Consider the following 14,665-nt stretch of genomic DNA (forward strand, 5'->3'; position numbering starts at 1 on the left):
TGCGACCGACATCGCAGTCGGTCTGCAGTCAGGTGGGAGTGCGCCGTGGCACAGCTGGCAGGTGTCCGAGCCCGGTGGCGTACCGAGGCGCTCGGAGAGTTCTTCTGTCCGGGATGCGGCGGCGACCGCAACTACCGCCGCCAGGGCGGTCGCAGATGGCTGCGGCTGCTGGGACTGCCGGTGCTGCCGGTCGGTGACGCCGGGACCACCCTGCAGTGCACCGCCTGCCGCGCCCGCTACGGCCTCGACGCCCTGGAACGGCCCACCTCCGGCAATCTGCTGGCGATGCTGCGCACCGCGCAGTACGCGGTCGTCCTCGCCGTCCTCGCCGCCGGCGGAACCTCCCGCGGCGCCCGCGAGGCGGCCCTCGGCGTGGTCCACGAGGCCGGCCACAGCGACCTGGACGAGCCGCAGATCCTGGCTGCGCTGGCCGCGATGACCGCGGCCGACGAGGAGTTGGGCGAGCTCTACGGCTGCGGCAGCGGCCTGGCCGTGGAACTCCACACCGCGCTGGAACCGCTGGCCCCGCACCTGGCCGAGCCGGGACGGGAGCGGCTGCTCACCCAGGGCGCCTGGATCGCCCTCGCCGACGGCCCCTACCGCCCGGCCGAGCAGGAGGCGCTGCGCGCCGCCGGACGCTGCCTCAACCTCAGCGCGGGACGGATCGAGGCCACCCTGGTCGCCGCGGCCAGGACTCCGCACTCCTGACCGCGGACGGTCCTGGCTGTCGCCCCCATGGGCGACAATGGCGGGCATGAGTCTGTTCCGCGACGACGGGGTGGTGCTCCGCACCCAGAAGCTGGGCGAGGCGGACCGCATCATCACCCTGCTCACCCGGCAGCACGGCCGGGTCCGCGCCGTCGCCCGCGGGGTGCGGAAGACCAAGTCCAAGTTCGGCGCCCGGCTGGAACCCTTCTCCCATGTCGACGTGCAGTTCTTCTCCCGGGGTGAGGACCTGGTCGGCCGGCACCTCGCGCTCTGCACCCAGGTCGAGACGATCACCCCGTACGGGAGCCGGATCGTCGACGACTACGGCCGCTACACCGCCGCCACCGCGATGCTGGAGACCGCCGAGCGCTTCACCGAGAACGAGGGCGAGCCCGCGGTCCAGCAGTACCTGCTGCTGATCGGCGCGCTGCGGACGCTGGCCGCCGCCGAGCACGACTCCCCGCTGGTGCTGGACGCCTTCCTGCTGCGCTCGCTGTCGGTCAACGGCTACTCTCCGTCGTTCGACGACTGCGCCAAGTGCGGGATGCCCGGCCCCAACCGGTTCTTCTCGGTGCAGACCGGAGGCTCGCTCTGCCCCGACTGCCGGGTTCCCGGCAGTGTCGTACCCTCCCCTGAGACACTGGCACTGCTGGGCGCGCTGCTGTCCGGCGACTGGAGGACGGCGGACGCCGCCGAGGCCCGCCACGCCCGGGAGGGCAGTGGCCTGGTCGCGGCGTACCTCCAATGGCACCTGGAGCGCGGCCTGCGCTCGCTCCGCTACGTAGACCGCTGACCGCTAATACCTCGGGAGAACTGAAAGCTCATGGCAACTGCACGGCGTGGACTCTTCGGCGGTCGGCAGCGGGAGTACGCACCCCCGTCCCCGCACCCGAGCGGCGCCCAGCCGCCCAAGCTCCCCGGCGAGCTGGTGCCCCAGCATGTCGCCGTCGTCATGGACGGCAATGGCCGCTGGGCCAAGGAGCGCGGGCTGCCGCGCACGGAGGGCCACAAGGTCGGCGAGAGCGTCGTGCTCGACGTGCTCAAGGGCTGCATCGAGCTGGGCGTGAAGAACCTCTCCCTCTACGCCTTCTCCACCGAGAACTGGAAGCGCTCGCCCGAGGAGGTGCGCTTCCTGATGAACTTCAACCGGGACGTGATCCACCGCCGCCGCGACGAGATGAACGAGATGGGCATCCGGATCCGCTGGGCCGGGCGGATGCCCAAGCTGTGGAAGAGCGTGGTGCAGGAGCTCCAGGTCGCCGAGGAGATGACCCGCGACAACGACGCGATGACGCTGTACATGTGCGTCAACTACGGCGGCCGGGCCGAGATCGCCGACGCGGCGGCGGCGCTGGCGGCGGACGTGGCGTCCGGGAAGCTCGACCCGAAGAAGGTCAACGAGAAGACCCTCACCAAGTACCTCTACCACCCCGACATGCCGGACGTGGACCTCTTCATCCGCCCCAGCGGGGAGCAGCGGACCTCCAACTTCCTGCTGTGGCAGTCGGCGTACGCGGAGATGGTGTTCCAGGACGTCCTGTGGCCGGATTTCGACCGCCGCGACCTGTGGCGCGCCTGCGAGGAGTTCGCTTCCCGGGACCGCCGCTACGGCGGGGCGCTCCCCAACGAGGTGGTCCTCCCGAAGCAGGGCTGAACGTTGCGCGGAGGGTGACCCGTCGCGGGTGGTTCTTCGCGCAGTTCCCCGCGCCCCTGAGGTACGACGTGGCTCGGCCAGGCAGTCCCCCAGGGGCGCGGGGAACTGCGCGAACAGCAACCAGCGCCGACGCGCACCCGGCTGCCTGCGATCAGCCCTGCGCCGCGCACTCCGCACAGGTACCGAAGATCTCGAGCGTGTGGGCCACGTCCACGAACCCGTTGTCGTGGGCGACCCCCTCCGCCCAGCGTTCGACCGCAGGTCCCTCCACCTCGACCGTGCGCCCGCAACTGCGGCAGACCAGGTGGTGGTGATGCCCACTGCTGCACCGCCGGTACACCGCTTCGCCGTCGTCCGTCCGCAGGACGTCGATCTCGCCGGCGTCGGCGAGCGACTGCAGCGTGCGGTAGACCGTGGTCAGGCCGACCGAGTCGCCCCGGTGCTTCAGCAGATCGTGCAGTTCCTGGGCGCTGCGGAAGTCGTCCACCTCGGTGAGCAGCGAGGCGACGGCGGTCCGCTGCCGGGTCGACCGGGCCGGGGACGACTGGTTCGCAGACGGCGGCGTCACCTTGTGGTCTCCTCGCACTCTCAAACGGTCCCGAACGGGGGCTGCCGCCGCCATTGTGCCAGCCGGGCGGCGTTTGGTGGGTACCTGCGGCCACCGGCCGAGCAGCACCGCGGCAATGGAATTGAAACGTCTGCCTCCCGGGCCGGTAACCTGAGGTATTCGGTCGCGTCCTCGGCCCCCGTACGGGCGGCTGTGGCGCGCCCCGCGTGCAATGAAATCCATCACTGACCGCATTCGTCGTACTGAAGAGAGCACTGTGGCCGCCGACAAGATCGACACCATCGTCAGCCTGAGCAAGCGCCGTGGCTTCGTCTATCCCTGCAGCGAGATCTACGGCGGCCAGAAGGCCGCCTGGGACTACGGACCGCTGGGTGTCGAGCTGAAGGAGAACATCAAGCGGCAGTGGTGGCGCAATATGGTCACCGCGCGTGAGGACGTCGTCGGTCTCGACTCGTCCGTCATCCTCGCCCGTGAGGTCTGGGAGGCCAGCGGCCATGTCGCGACCTTCAGCGACCCGCTGACCGAGTGCGTCTCCTGCCACAAGCGGTACCGGGCCGACCACCTGGAGGAGGCGTACGAGGCCAAGCACGGCCACGTCCCCGCCAACGGGCTCGCCGACATCAACTGTCCCAACTGCGGCAACAAGGGCGGCTTCACCGAGCCCAAGCCGATGTCCGGCATGCTGGAGACCCACCTCGGCGCGTTCAACGCCGGTGACCCGGCGGGCCTGGCGTACCTGCGCCCGGAGACCGCCCAGGGCATCTTCATCAACTTCGCCGCCGTGCAGCAGACCTCGCGCAAGAAGCCGCCGTTCGGCATCGCCCAGACCGGCAAGAGCTTCCGCAACGAGATCACGCCCGGCAACTTCATCTTCCGCACCCGCGAGTTCGAGCAGATGGAGATGGAGTTCTTCGTCAAGCCCGGCGAGGACGAGCAGTGGCACGAGTACTGGCTCCAGGAGCGCTGGAACTGGTACCTCGACCTCGGGCTGCGCGAGGAGAACCTGCGCTTCTTCGAGCACGCCAAGGAGAAGCTCTCGCACTACTCCAAGCGCACCGTGGACATCGAGTACCGGTTCCAGTTCGGCGGCAACGAGTTCGGCGAGCTTGAGGGCATCGCCAACCGCACCGACTACGACCTGACCCAGCACTCGGAGCACTCCGGCCAGGACCTCAAGTACTTCGACCAGGAGTCCGGCGAGCGCTGGTACCCGTACGTCATCGAGCCCGCGGCCGGTGTGAACCGCGCCATGCTGGCGTTCATGCTCGACGCCTACCGCGAGGACGAGGCGCCCAACGCCAAGGGCGTGATGGAGAAGCGCGTGGTGATGCGGCTCGACCCGCGGCTGGCCCCGGTCAAGGTCGCGGTGCTGCCGCTGTCCCGCAACGCCGCGCTCTCGCCGAAGGCCCGCGGCCTGGCCGCGGACCTGCGCAAGCACTGGAACGTCGAGTTCGACGACGCCGGTGCGATCGGTCGCCGCTACCGCCGCCAGGACGAGATCGGCACCCCGTTCTGCATCACCGTCGACTTCGACACCCTCGACGACAACGCGGTGACCGTGCGCGAGCGCGACACCATGGAGCAGCAGCGGATCTCGCTGGACCAGGTCGAGGGCTTCCTCGCCGGGAAGCTCATCGGCTGCTGAGGCCGGCCCGACGCTGACGCGCCGTCGCCCCTCCCGAAGCTGGGGAGGGGCGACGGCGCGTTCTGCGTGCTGCGGCTATGCCCGGGCCAGGGCGCGCAGGGACAGCCGGGCGCAGAGGACGGCCAGCGGGAGTTCGATCAGGACGGCCGTGGTCAGCGCGAACGCCAGCGCGGGCCCCGGGGCCGCGGTGGTGGTGTCGAACCAGGCGTCGGTGAGCAGCAGCACGGCGGTCGCGGCGGCGGTGAGGCAGTGCCGGGGGTCGGCCCGGCGGAGCAGCAGCCCGGTGGCGATCAGGCCGAGCGCCTCCAGGAAGTCGAGGCCGACCCAGTTCCACTGGCCGGCCGCGGCCAGGGTGCCCAGCCAGGGCAGCAGCACCGTGCCGAGTCCGACCAGCAGCCAGGGCAGCAGCTGCGCGGGAGGGGTGCGGCCGGGGCCGAGGGCGATGCTCATCGGGACCAGCCCGCGCGCACCCGCAGCCGCTCGCTGGTGCCGTCGCGGTGGGTCGCGGTGACCCGGTCGAAGCTGCCCTGGGCCAGCGCGAGCCAGAAGACCCCGGCGCCGATGCGGGGCTCGGCCGCGTACGGGGCCCGGTGCCGCCGGGTGAGCTCCACCGCCGGGGGTATCCCGTCCGGCGGCAGATGGCCCCAGGCGAGCACCGAGGAGAGGCCGTTGGACACGGTCCTGCGGGCGCCGCGCAGCAGGTCGGCGGCCAGGGGCTGGGCCACCAGCACGTCCAGCAGCAGTCCGGCGTTGTAGACCTCCAGCGCGACCCGGCCCCTCGTGCCGTGGGCGAAGCGGACCGACCACGGGGAGTCAAGCAGGGGCAGGGTGTCGACGCCTGGGTCGAGTGTCGGATTCTGCATGGTCATCAGGGTCCCTCCCCGAGCTGTGTACTTCCTCAACGTCTTCCGATGGTCACCAGCTTCCCGAAATCCGGCGGAGGAGTCGGTAGTGCGCGGGTCCGAGCCGTGGTGGTGCCTGGTACACCCCGGGACGGGCCCGGAGTTCATGGCGCGGGGACGATCATGCGCACTAGGGTCTGCGCCATGGCGACGACGGACATGGGCGCGGTCCCGGCGACCGCGCACCAGCCGTGGCGCACGGCGCTGCGGCTGCTCGGTGCGCCGTTCAGCCGCTGGGCCTGGCAGGAGACCGGGTTCATCGCCGCCGGAGTGCCGCTGGCGCTGCCCGCGGTCGTGCTGCTGGCGCCGAAGGCGTGGCACACCGGGCTGCCGGTGTGCGTCGCGCTGCTGCTCCTGCTGTTCCACCGGCTGCTGACCCGGCTGCAGCGGGACCGCTTCCGCGCCCTGCTCGGGCTGGAGATCCCGGCCGCCGCGGAGCGGGAGGGCCCGCTGCTGAGCCGGGCCACCCTGCGCTGGCTGCGCTCGGACAGTGCCTGGCGGCAGCTCGGCTACCACCTGGTGGCGGCGCCGCTGCTGTCCGCGCTCGCGGTCGCGGTGCTGGCCGGCTGGACCGCGGGTCTGGTGCTGGCCACCGTGTTCGGCTGGGCCTGGGCCGCGCCGACCGACAGCTACGCCTTCAACGGCCAGGACGCGGGCGACATCTGGATCACCGCGGTCGGGCTGGTCCTGCTGCTGGCGATGCCCTGGGCGGCCCGGCTGGTCCGCCGCCTGGACGGCTACGCCGCCGCCGCGCTGCTCGGCCCGAACCGGGCCAGGGAACTGGCCCGCCGGGTCGAGTCGCTGGCGGAGAGCCGCAGCGGGGTGGTGGACGCGGCCGACGCCGAGCGCCGCCGGATCGAACGCGATCTGCACGACGGCGCGCAGCAGCGGCTGGTGTCGCTGGCGGTGAACCTGGGCCTGGCCAAGCGCACCCTGCGCGGGCTCCCGCCGGAGCAGCAGGCGGTCCGGGCCATGGAGGTGATCGACGAGGCGCACCTGGAGGCCCAGGCCGCCATCGCCGAACTCCGGGACCTGGTACGGGGACTGCACCCGGTGGTACTGGAGGACCGGGGCCTGGACGCGGCGCTGTCCGGCATCGCCGCCCGGGCCCCGCTGCCGGTCAGACTGGTGGTGGAACTGCCCGGCCGGGCCGACCCGGCGGTGGAGGCGGTGGCGTACTTCGTGGTCTCCGAGGCCCTGGCCAACATCGCCAAGCACGCCCGCGCCTCGCGCGCCGAGGTCGCGGTCCGGCAGAGTGGCACCCGCATCGTGATCACCGTCGCCGACGACGGGGTGGGCGGTGCCGACCCGGCCAGGGGCACCGGGCTCGCCGGGCTGCGCCAGCGCGCCGCCTCGGTGGACGGCAGCCTGGCCGTGACCAGCCCCCTCGGGGGTCCGACCGTCCTCACCGTGGAGTTGCCGTGCGCGCTGTGATCGCCGAGGACTCGGTCCTGCTCCGGGCCGGGCTGGTCAAGGTGCTGGAGGCGGTGGGCTACCAGGTGCTGGCCGCCGTGGCCGACGCCGAGGGGCTGCTCGCGGCGGTGGCGGAGCACCGTCCCGAGGTGGTGGTGACCGACGTCCGGATGCCGCCGGGGTTCACCGACGAGGGCGTGCGCGCGGCCCTGGTGATCCGCAGGCAGTGGCCCGGGACCGCGGTCCTGCTGCTCTCCCAGTACGTGGAGGAGCGCTATGCGGCGGACCTGCTGGTCGGCGACACCCGCGGGGTCGGCTACCTGCTGAAGGAGCGGGTCGCCAATGTGGACGACTTCCTGGACGCGCTGGAGCGGGTCGCCGCCGGCGGCACCGCGCTGGATCCGGAGGTGGTCTCGCAGCTGCTGCTGCGTCGGCAGAGCGGCCCGCTGGACTCGCTCACCCCGCGCGAGCGGGAGGTCCTGTCGCTGATGGCCGAGGGGCGCTCCAACGCGGCGATAGCCCAGGCGCTGGTGGTCGGTGAGAGCGCGGTGGCGAAGCACATCAACAGCATCTTCACCAAGCTGGACCTCTCCCCGACCGAGGGGGAGCACCGCCGGGTGATGGCGGTGCTGCAGTTCCTGGACCACGCGTGAGCGGGGCCGACCCGCGGCGGCGGCTCTGGTGGGTGCTCGCCCTGGTCACCGGGCTGGTCGTGGCGGCGACCACCGGGGCGTCCCTGGTCACCGGGCTGGCCTCGGACCACGCCTCCGCCGCCCGTACCCTGGTCCACCCGGTGTCGGCGCTGCGGATCGACAACACCGGCGGCTCGGTGGAGGTCGACCGGGGCCCGGCCGGGAGGGTGACGCTGCGTCAGCGCCTGGACTGGGTGCTGAGCCGGCCGCGGGTCGGGCACCACTGGGACGGCGACACCCTGGTGGTCACCGTGAGCTGCCTGGGCACGCACCTGCTCGGCTCGCTGGACTGCCACGCCGACCTGCGGATCGAGGTGCCGGCCGACACCGCGGTGCAGTCGGTCGCCACCTCCGGGCCCACCACGGTCTCCCGGATCGCCGGGGCCCTCGACCTGCGCTCGGCCTCCGGCCCGATCCAGTGCGACGGGCTGCGGTCCGCCCGGGTCCGGGCGCTGAGCGGCTCGGGCCCGATCAGCCTGGACTTCGCCGCCGCGCCGCGCACGGTCGGCGCCGAGTCCGACTCGGGGCCGATCGACATCGGCCTCCCGCACGGCACCCGCTACCGGGCCGCCGCCCACTCCACCAGCGGACCCGCCTCGATGGACGACGGTCTCGACGACCCGGCCGCGGCCGGCACCGTCACCGCGACCAGCGACTCCGGTCCGGTGGACCTCGCCTACACGTCCTGATCCCTTTTCTGCTGGGGCTCCTGATCGGCCGTCAGTCTTGCTCTGGCCTCCATCAGCGCGAACCCGAGCAGGTTCAGCCCCCGCCAGCGGGCCGGGTCGGCCGCCCGCTCGTCCGCCGCGCCGAGCCCGATGCCCCAGACCCGGTCCCGCGGGCTCGCCTCCACCAGCACCCGGTTCGCGGTCCCCAGCAGGTAGGCGCGCAGCGCGGGGTCCTGCCCGAACTTGGCGACGTTCCCGGCCACCACCAGCTCGAACCGCTCCACCCGCCACCGCTCGTCGTCGAACCCGCGCACCAGCCGCCCCAGGTTCTTCGCCTCGGCCGGCGTCCGCGCCGCGAGGATCCCCGGCACGGCCTGCCCGTCCCCGAACAGCCGGGCCTTGCCGGCCATCATCCAGTGCTCGGCGGTGGCGTACTCCACCCCGTCCACGCTGAACCGCGAGGGCCACCACTGACTCAGACACCCGGGCCCGACCGAACCGTCCCGCTGCGGCTGGTGCCCCCAGAACATCAGCCACTTCGGCCGCGCCCCGGCCGCCGTCATCCCCGCCAGCTCCTCCCGGCTCCGCGCCCGCGCCGGGTCCCGCACCTCACTCGTCGTCATCCCGTCATCCTGCCAGCCGCCACCGACACCGAACTCCGGATCAGACCGGGATCAGCGGTCCCGGAGACCGCGACCGGGAATGGGTCGACAGGTTCAATCGGTCTCGATTACTGGTTCGCGCCGGGTGTGGTCGGGCGAGGGCATCGGGCCGGACGACATCGCGCGGCGTCGTCCACGTGCGGCGGCAGGTAAGCACGTCGACTACAAGCGGGTGTTTGTGCTGGTCCCCCAGCTCACTCGTGGTCATCCCGCGATGCTGGCATTCCCCACCGAAACGAGAGCCGAGTTGTAACTATTTGGTGTCTACCTGCACGGATTATTCACAATGCTGGAACGCTGACCCCTCCAACTACCTTGGGGGAAAAGCGACATGACCTACCCACCGCAGCAAGGTCCGCCTGCGCCGTACCTGCCACCGCCACCGCCCACGAAGCAGCCCAAGTGGAAGCTGGCCGGAATCGGTTGCGGGGGGCTCCTCGCCCTGCTGGTCGTGCTCGGTGTTGTCGGCGCGATCGTCGGGCCGGCCAAGGACACGGCGGCCAGTCGCCCCATCCCCGCGCCCACGCAGCGGGTCGCGTCGATCACGAGCGCCAGTACCTCGCCTGACCCGACGACGACGCCCACGCCTACGCCCACGGCCAGCGTGAAGCCCGCGGTGGTGAAGGCGGGAACCCTGCCCAACCTCGTCGGAAAGGGTCTCCAGGCAGCGCAGGACGCCGCCCAAGCGGCCGGCTTCTTCCTACTGAAGTCCCATGACGCACTGGGCACCGGGCGGCACCAGATCCTCGACCGGGACTGGAAGGTCTGCAGCCAGACCCCCGCACCCGGTGGGAGGGCGCTGAGCAGCACCGTTGACCTCGGCGCCGTCAAGACCGGCGAGGACTGCCCGGGGAGCAAGCCCGCCGCGCCCAAGGGTGACACGATCACCTATGTCCTCACCGGTAGTCACGCGGACGTGCAGTACGGGCAGGCCGGCAGCAGCGCCGAAGGGCACGTGCCGATGACTGTGACCAAGACGCTCGGCCACCCGCTGTACTACTCGATCACCGCGCAGCTCAATGGGGGCGGCAAGGTGACCTGCGAGATCAAGGTCAACGGCAAGGTGATCTCCAGGGCGACCGCTTCGGGCGGCTACAACATCGCCATGTGCGAGATCAGTCAGGACTTCCTCACCGGCGACTGGACCGACACCAACGGGGGTTAGCCGCCGCCCTGCCTCGTGTCGCCATCCTGATCAGGCCCCGGGGGACTCGATCGGGAGGCCGCGTTCGGCGGCGGCGGCGAGCAGGCGCTTGTCGTAGCTGACGAAGGCGGTGAGAGCCTGCTCCAGGAACTCCGCGCTGGCGAGGTGGATCGCGTCCAGGCTGCGGAGGTGGGGCACGGGCAGACGGCCCGCGGCGCGGAGCACGGGGTCGGTGATCCGGATCCGGAGGATGCGGCTGAGCAGGTCCTCGGCGCTCTCCAGCAGGTCCTGGCCGGCTCCGCGCCGGACCAGGACTCTGCCGACCTCGGTCTCCGCCAGCGCGCTGCTCGCATGGCCCTCGGCAGCCCTCGACCGGAGGAAGGAGCGCAGCGCCGGCGTCTCCGCCTCGGGGCTGAGCAGCTTCAGCAGGGCACAGGAGTCGAGGTAGATCACCGGTCCTCCTCGTCCCGGAGCTCCTGCAGGGTCTCCGAGAGCGGCTTCTCCTCCGGAGCCGCTGGGAGCGGCTCCCAGTCCGCCAGCCCGACTGCCCGCTGGACGTTGCGTGCGTCGAGCGTCCCGTCCCGGACGAGGTCCTCGAGGACGCGCTGCTCCGGTGGCGGTGGTGCCAGCACCGCCACCAGGCGCCCATTGCGGGTGATCTCGATGCGCTCGCCCGCGGCCACCCGGTCCACAAGTTCGCTTGCGTGCTGCTGCAGCTGCCGAATCGGCACTCGTGCGGTCATGGACTCACGATAGGTCGGAGCGTGCGTCGATTCGATGGATCGTGCGTCGATTTCGCCCGATCGAGGGAACCGGCCCGCCGCGGGGTCATCCGACGCGGCGGGGGAGGCGGGTGGAGAGGGCGACGACCAGGACGGTCAGGGCCAGTTGCAGGGCGAGGACCAGGGTGAGGGCGTCGCGCATGCCCCAGCTGGGGGAGAGGCTGAGGAACAGGGTGCCGAGCGTGGCCACGCCCAGGGCCAGGCTGGACTGCTGGGTGGTGGCCAGGATGCCGCCGCCGACGCCGGCCCGGGCCGGCGGGATCTCGGAGAGGACCAGCCGGATCAGCGGGGGCATCACCAGGCCCTGGCCGGTGCCGGCGATGGCCATCCCGGGCAGCAGCACCAGCGGGCTGAGGCCGGACCAGTCGGTGAGCACGGTGACGGTGAGCACCGCCAGGCCCACGGCCTGGACCACGGTGCCGGTGAGGATCACCTTGCTGCCGTAGCGGGTCAGCAGCCGCGGCCCGGCCAGTGAGGCGGCGAAGAAGCCGACCGCCATCGGGACCATCGCCATGCCGGAGGCGATCGGGCCCTCGTGCAGGCCCTGCTGCAGCGCCACGGCCATCACCAGCATGAAGCCGCCGAAGCCCATGAAGAAGGGGACGGCCATGGTCAGGCCGGTGCGCAGCCCGTCGATGCGGAGCAGCGACAGCGGGATCAGCGGGATCGCCCCGGCCGCCTCGGCCCTGCGCTCGACGGTGACGAAGGCGGCGGCGAGGAACGGGAACGCGGCGAGCAGGGTCCAGGTCCACCAGGCCCAGCCGACCGCGCGGCCCTCCATCAGCGGGACCAGCAGCGACAGCAGGGTCGCGGCCAGCAGCGCGGTACCGGGCAGGTCCACCTTGGCCGGGTTGGCCGAGCGGGTCTCCGGGACCGACCGCAGCGCGAGCACCGCGGCGACCAGCGCGACCGGGACGTTCACCAGGAAGATGAAGCGCCAGCCGGTGCCGAAGAGGTTCGCCGAGAGCAGGACCCCGCCGACGACCTGGCCGATCACGACCGAGATCCCGCCGACCGCGCCGTAGATGCCCATGGCGCGTGCCTTGCGCTCGCCCTCGGTCGCGGACTGGATGGTGGCCAGCGCCTGCGGCAGCATCAGCGCCGCCGCCGCGCCCTGGGCCACCCGCGCGGCGACCAGGGTCAGCGCGGTCGGGGCCAGGCCGCAGGCCAGCGAGGCGAGGCCGAAGGCGAGCGATCCGGCGATGAACAGCCGCCGCCGTCCGAACAGGTCGCCGAGGCGCCCGCCGAGGACCAGCAGCACCGCGTAGGCGATGCCGTAGCCGGCCACGAAGAGCTCCAGCGTGGCCGGTCCCGCGACCAGGTCGCGGTCGATGGTCGGCAGCGCGACATTGACGATGAAGAAGTCCAGCATCGGCAGGAACGCGCCGAGCAGGACGGTGAAGAGGCCGAGCGCGCTGAGCCGCGGAGTGGGCCGGGCCGTGTGCGAGGCTGGGGAAGGAGCGCCGGCAGTGCCCAGGCGGGTTACCCGGGGCAGGACGTTCGCCCGGGATGCGGGAGTCACCTGTGAAGTCATGACCACTACGATCCGCTGCTTCTTAACCTGGTACCAGTGTGTGCTTATCCAGGTATCAGCACTACCTGGCACAGGGATGCCCAATAGCGCATCCTGGTAGGCATGGCCACCGCCCCAGCTCCGCTCGAACTTGTCCACTCCGCTCCGGCCTCCTCGGCCGCCCCGGCCAAGCCGGAGGAACTGCGCCGCCGTGAGCTCGCCGGGTTCCTGCGCAGCCGCCGCGAGCGGATCTCGCCGGAGCAGGTCGGCCTGCCCGCGCTCGGCCGGCGCCGTACGCCGGGCCTGCGCCGGGAGGAGGTGGCGCAGCTCGCCGCGGTCGGGGTGACCTGGTACACCTGGCTGGAGCAGGCCCGCGACATCCAGGTCTCCACCCAGGTACTGGACGCCATCGCGCGCGGCCTGCTGCTGGACCCCAACGAGCGGCAGCACCTCTTCATCCTGGCCGGCGCCCCCGACCCGGCGCCGCCCGCGCTCTGCCCCACCATCACCCCGTCGGTGCAGGCGGTGATGGAGCAGCTGGAGCCGCTGCCCTGCGTGGCGGTGAACAGCCGCTACGACGTCCTCGCCTACAACCGCACCTACGGGCGGATGATCGGCGACCTGGACGCGGTGGCACCCGAGGACCGCAATCTGCTGCTGCTCTGCTTCACCCACCCGGACTGGAAGCGCGCCCTGGTCGACTACGAGGCCGCGACGTCGATGATGGTGGCCAAGTTCCGGGCCGCGATGGCCGACCACATCGCCGAACCGGCCTGGAAGGCGCTGCTGAAGCGGCTGACGCTGGCCTCGCCGGAGTTCGAGGCCAAGTGGCGGCAGCACGAGGTGCGCACCTCGGGCAGCGGCGACAAGCGCTTTCTGAGCCCGGAGGTCGGGCTGCTGCACTTCGACTTCACCACGCTGTGGCTGGGCCCCCGCGAGAGCACCCGGCTGATCAGCTACACCCCGGCCGACGAGGAGACCCGGGAGCGGGTGGAACGGCTGCACGCGCTGGCCGTCAAGGGCGGCTGAACCCGGATGGGACAATGGGCAGTCTGCCGACCTCCAACGTGCACGGGAAGAAACCAGAGATGACCACGACCGTCGAAGCATCCGCCGCCGCGCCGAGCGTCGCCCCGCTGCGCCTGGGCGCCTCGATCGAGGTGTGGCCGCCGGTCGTGCTGGCGCCGATGGCCGGGATCACCAACGCGCCGTTCCGGAGCCTCTGCCGGGAGCAGTCGGACGGCAAGGGTCTTTTCGTCTCCGAGATGATCACCACCAGGGCGCTGGTCGAGCGGGACCACAAGACCATGCGGCTGATCCGCTTCGACGCCTCCGAGACGCCGCGCTCGATCCAGCTCTACGGGGTGGACCCGGTGATCGTCGGCCGGGCCGCCCGCATGATCGCGGACGAGGACCTGGCCGACCACATCGACCTCAACTTCGGCTGCCCGGTCCCCAAGGTGACCCGCCGCGGCGGCGGCTCCGCGCTGCCGTACAAGCGCAACCTGCTGCAGCGGATCCTGCACGAGGCGGTGGCGGGGGCGCAGGGGCTGCCGGTCACCATGAAGATGCGCAAGGGCATCGACGACGACCACATGACCTACCTGGACGCCGGCCGGATCGGCGCCGAGGAGGGCGTCAGCGCCATCGCGCTGCACGGCCGCACCGCGATCCAGCACTACAGCGGCACCGCCGACTGGTCCGCCATCGCCCGGCTGCGGGAGGCCGTCCCCGCCCACATCCCGGTGCTGGGCAACGGCGACATCTGGTCCGCGGACGACGCGGTGCGGATGGTCCGGGAGACCGGCTGCGACGGCGTGGTGGTCGGCCGCGGCTGCCTGGGCCGCCCCTGGCTGTTCAAGGAGCTGGTCTCGGTATTCGAGGGCGAGACCCAGTACGCCCGGCCGGACTTCTCCTACGTCGCCAAGGTGATGTACCGGCACGCGCAGCTGCTGGGGGAGTGGATCGGCGACGAGAAGCACGGCGTCGTGGACTTCCGCAAGCACGTCGCCTGGTACACCAAGGGCTTCTCGGTCGGCTCCGAGCTGCGCCGCGGGCTCGCCCTCTCCTCCTCGCTGGACGAGCTGGCCGGGCACCTCGCCGCGGTGGACCAGGACCAGCGCTGGCCGGAGAGCGCGGACGGCCCGCGCGGCCGTACCTCCGGGGCCAACCGGGTGGTGCTGCCCGAGGGCTGGCTCGACGACCCGTACGACTGCGCCGTACCCGGCTCCGACGCCGAACTGGACACCAGCGGCGGCTGAGGCTGAGCCGGACTACGCACGAGGGGTGAGACGGGCGCTCCGGAGCCACGTGA

At 71.9% G+C, this 14,665-nt stretch carries 17 protein-coding genes; 10 read left to right on the forward strand and 7 right to left on the reverse strand.

The genetic code is table 11. The features are described 5' to 3' along the window. The first annotated feature begins 45 nt into the window (after nucleotides 1-45). The 3 genes from ACEZDG_RS11500 to ACEZDG_RS11510 are packed head-to-tail and all read left to right on the forward strand — an operon-like array spanning nucleotide 46 to nucleotide 2,362. Nucleotides 46-708 (forward strand): TerB family tellurite resistance protein, encoded by a 663-nt coding sequence (locus ACEZDG_RS11500; RefSeq protein ID WP_380506528.1) that lies wholly within the window; start codon nucleotides 46-48, stop codon nucleotides 706-708. A gap of 46 nt (nucleotides 709-754) precedes the next feature. Then, nucleotides 755-1,501, forward strand: coding sequence for a DNA repair protein RecO (gene recO / locus ACEZDG_RS11505; RefSeq protein ID WP_380506531.1), 747 nt, complete (start codon nucleotides 755-757; stop codon nucleotides 1,499-1,501). Nucleotides 1,502-1,531: 30 nt separating this feature from the next. Then, on the forward strand, nucleotides 1,532-2,362 hold the full coding sequence (locus ACEZDG_RS11510) for an isoprenyl transferase (protein WP_380506534.1): 831 nt from the start codon (nucleotides 1,532-1,534) through the stop codon (nucleotides 2,360-2,362). Nucleotides 2,363-2,513: 151 nt separating this feature from the next. Here the strand turns inward: ACEZDG_RS11510 and ACEZDG_RS11515 are convergent, their stop codons facing one another. Continuing rightward, nucleotides 2,514-2,930, reverse strand: coding sequence for a Fur family transcriptional regulator (locus ACEZDG_RS11515; RefSeq protein ID WP_380506537.1), 417 nt, complete (start codon nucleotides 2,928-2,930; stop codon nucleotides 2,514-2,516). 256 nt (nucleotides 2,931-3,186) lie between these two features. On the opposite strand from ACEZDG_RS11515, the gene ACEZDG_RS11520 reads away from it, so the two are divergent. Beyond that, the gene (locus ACEZDG_RS11520) at nucleotides 3,187-4,575 is read left to right on the forward strand and encodes a glycine--tRNA ligase (RefSeq protein ID WP_380506540.1); all 1,389 of its coding nucleotides are present in this window, start codon (nucleotides 3,187-3,189) and stop codon (nucleotides 4,573-4,575) included. A 75-nt stretch (nucleotides 4,576-4,650) separates the two neighbouring features. On the opposite strand, the gene ACEZDG_RS11525 is transcribed toward ACEZDG_RS11520, so the two are convergent. Then, nucleotides 4,651-5,025 (reverse strand): hypothetical protein, encoded by a 375-nt coding sequence (locus tag ACEZDG_RS11525; protein WP_380506543.1) that lies wholly within the window; start codon nucleotides 5,023-5,025, stop codon nucleotides 4,651-4,653. Next, a complete protein-coding gene (locus ACEZDG_RS11530; protein WP_380506546.1) occupies nucleotides 5,022-5,444 on the reverse strand; it encodes a hypothetical protein in 423 nt (140 codons plus the stop codon). Before ACEZDG_RS11530 ends, ACEZDG_RS11525 begins: the two co-directional genes overlap by 4 nt. Nucleotides 5,445-5,621: 177 nt before the next feature. Here ACEZDG_RS11530 and ACEZDG_RS11535 point away from each other — a divergent pair, with 177 nt between their 5' ends. From ACEZDG_RS11535 to ACEZDG_RS11545, 3 genes are read left to right on the forward strand one after another with little or no spacing between them, the layout of a single operon-like run. After that, nucleotides 5,622-6,911, forward strand: a complete 1,290-nt coding sequence (locus ACEZDG_RS11535; RefSeq protein ID WP_380506549.1) for a sensor histidine kinase — start codon at nucleotides 5,622-5,624, stop codon at nucleotides 6,909-6,911. Further along, complete coding sequence (locus tag ACEZDG_RS11540) at nucleotides 6,899-7,543, forward strand: response regulator (RefSeq protein ID WP_380506552.1); 645 nt, start codon at nucleotides 6,899-6,901, stop codon at nucleotides 7,541-7,543. The genes ACEZDG_RS11535 and ACEZDG_RS11540 overlap by 13 nt, the downstream gene beginning before the upstream one ends. Then, nucleotides 7,540-8,271: a DUF4097 family beta strand repeat-containing protein gene (locus ACEZDG_RS11545; RefSeq protein ID WP_380506554.1), complete on the forward strand. Its 732-nt coding sequence runs from the start codon at nucleotides 7,540-7,542 to the stop codon at nucleotides 8,269-8,271. The genes ACEZDG_RS11540 and ACEZDG_RS11545 overlap by 4 nt, the downstream gene beginning before the upstream one ends. On the opposite strand, the gene ACEZDG_RS11550 is transcribed toward ACEZDG_RS11545, so the two are convergent. Then, complete coding sequence (locus tag ACEZDG_RS11550) at nucleotides 8,259-8,873, reverse strand: NADAR family protein (RefSeq protein ID WP_380506557.1); 615 nt, start codon at nucleotides 8,871-8,873, stop codon at nucleotides 8,259-8,261. The two genes, ACEZDG_RS11545 and ACEZDG_RS11550, sit on opposite strands and share 13 nt — an antisense overlap. A gap of 370 nt (nucleotides 8,874-9,243) precedes the next feature. Here ACEZDG_RS11550 and ACEZDG_RS11555 point away from each other — a divergent pair, with 370 nt between their 5' ends. Continuing rightward, the gene (locus ACEZDG_RS11555) at nucleotides 9,244-10,077 is read left to right on the forward strand and encodes a hypothetical protein (protein ID WP_380506559.1); all 834 of its coding nucleotides are present in this window, start codon (nucleotides 9,244-9,246) and stop codon (nucleotides 10,075-10,077) included. Between the two features lie 30 nt (nucleotides 10,078-10,107). On the opposite strand, the gene ACEZDG_RS11560 is transcribed toward ACEZDG_RS11555, so the two are convergent. From ACEZDG_RS11560 to ACEZDG_RS11570, 3 genes are all read right to left on the reverse strand, one after another. Further along, nucleotides 10,108-10,509: a type II toxin-antitoxin system VapC family toxin gene (locus ACEZDG_RS11560; RefSeq protein ID WP_380506562.1), complete on the reverse strand. Its 402-nt coding sequence runs from the start codon at nucleotides 10,507-10,509 to the stop codon at nucleotides 10,108-10,110. After that, nucleotides 10,506-10,799 (reverse strand): type II toxin-antitoxin system Phd/YefM family antitoxin, encoded by a 294-nt coding sequence (locus tag ACEZDG_RS11565; protein ID WP_380506565.1) that lies wholly within the window; start codon nucleotides 10,797-10,799, stop codon nucleotides 10,506-10,508. The genes ACEZDG_RS11560 and ACEZDG_RS11565 overlap by 4 nt, the downstream gene beginning before the upstream one ends. A gap of 85 nt (nucleotides 10,800-10,884) precedes the next feature. Next, complete coding sequence (locus ACEZDG_RS11570; protein WP_380506568.1) at nucleotides 10,885-12,372, reverse strand: MFS transporter; 1,488 nt, start codon at nucleotides 12,370-12,372, stop codon at nucleotides 10,885-10,887. Between the two features lie 102 nt (nucleotides 12,373-12,474). Here ACEZDG_RS11570 and ACEZDG_RS11575 point away from each other — a divergent pair, with 102 nt between their 5' ends. Beyond that, nucleotides 12,475-13,380, forward strand: a complete 906-nt coding sequence (locus tag ACEZDG_RS11575; protein WP_380506571.1) for a helix-turn-helix transcriptional regulator — start codon at nucleotides 12,475-12,477, stop codon at nucleotides 13,378-13,380. A 59-nt stretch (nucleotides 13,381-13,439) separates the two neighbouring features. Beyond that, nucleotides 13,440-14,612: a tRNA dihydrouridine synthase DusB gene (gene dusB / locus ACEZDG_RS11580; RefSeq protein ID WP_380506574.1), complete on the forward strand. Its 1,173-nt coding sequence runs from the start codon at nucleotides 13,440-13,442 to the stop codon at nucleotides 14,610-14,612. The last annotated feature ends 53 nt before the right edge of the window (nucleotides 14,613-14,665 follow it).

It is taken from the genome of Streptacidiphilus alkalitolerans, from assembly GCF_042511045.1.
Taxonomy (GTDB): domain Bacteria; phylum Actinomycetota; class Actinomycetes; order Streptomycetales; family Streptomycetaceae; genus Streptacidiphilus; species Streptacidiphilus alkalitolerans.

Coding starts and splice junctions, on each gene's coding strand:
- recO (WP_380506531.1), top strand. CDS start 755: ATGAGTCTGTTCCGCGACGACGGGGTGGTGCTCCGCACCCAGAAGCTG.
- ACEZDG_RS11510 (WP_380506534.1), top strand. CDS start 1,532: ATGGCAACTGCACGGCGTGGACTCTTCGGCGGTCGGCAGCGGGAGTAC.
- ACEZDG_RS11525 (WP_380506543.1), bottom strand. CDS start 5,025: ATGAGCATCGCCCTCGGCCCCGGCCGCACCCCTCCCGCGCAGCTGCTG.
- ACEZDG_RS11530 (WP_380506546.1), bottom strand. CDS start 5,444: ATGACCATGCAGAATCCGACACTCGACCCAGGCGTCGACACCCTGCCC.
- ACEZDG_RS11535 (WP_380506549.1), top strand. CDS start 5,622: ATGGCGACGACGGACATGGGCGCGGTCCCGGCGACCGCGCACCAGCCG.
- ACEZDG_RS11550 (WP_380506557.1), bottom strand. CDS start 8,873: ATGACGACGAGTGAGGTGCGGGACCCGGCGCGGGCGCGGAGCCGGGAG.
- ACEZDG_RS11555 (WP_380506559.1), top strand. CDS start 9,244: ATGACCTACCCACCGCAGCAAGGTCCGCCTGCGCCGTACCTGCCACCG.
- ACEZDG_RS11565 (WP_380506565.1), bottom strand. CDS start 10,799: ATGACCGCACGAGTGCCGATTCGGCAGCTGCAGCAGCACGCAAGCGAA.
- ACEZDG_RS11570 (WP_380506568.1), bottom strand. CDS start 12,372: ATGACTTCACAGGTGACTCCCGCATCCCGGGCGAACGTCCTGCCCCGG.
- ACEZDG_RS11575 (WP_380506571.1), top strand. CDS start 12,475: ATGGCCACCGCCCCAGCTCCGCTCGAACTTGTCCACTCCGCTCCGGCC.
- dusB (WP_380506574.1), top strand. CDS start 13,440: ATGACCACGACCGTCGAAGCATCCGCCGCCGCGCCGAGCGTCGCCCCG.